Origin of the sequence: Brevibacterium sp. SIMBA_078 (assembly GCF_046534565.1) — a bacterium.
GTDB lineage: Bacteria > Actinomycetota > Actinomycetes > Actinomycetales > Brevibacteriaceae > Brevibacterium.
This window is the reverse complement of sequence record NZ_JAWRYQ010000262.1, coordinates 1-267: the sequence shown is the minus strand read 5'-3', so window position 1 is coordinate 267 and position 267 is coordinate 1. Positions and strand designations below refer to the sequence as shown.

1 protein-coding gene is annotated in these 267 nt (G+C 39.0%); it reads left to right on the top strand.

Annotated features, from left to right (window positions below; translation table 11 throughout):
• Positions 1–267, top strand: a 267-nt coding sequence (locus SB749_RS19660) for a hypothetical protein (protein ID WP_410711788.1), incomplete at both ends; no start/stop codon positions are given.

The window sequence follows — 267 nt, the reverse complement described above, 5'->3', positions numbered from 1 at the left end:
ATTTACAAATAGATCAGACTCTTCTGTATAGCAATGAAACATACGATTTACTCAATCTAGCAGAAGGTACTAATGGATCGGAGGGTAGTCTTGGTTTTACAGTCAGTGAAGGCTCGAATGGTATAGTCAGTATAAAGGTATCACAGACAGCATTAGTCACAGTAGCAGATGCTATCAATATAGAAGTCTATGACAGTAATGGCGAGCGTATTTATGTTGGTACTAATAATGCTGATAACCCGCTTGTAGGTAATGCGTTGGGCTTAG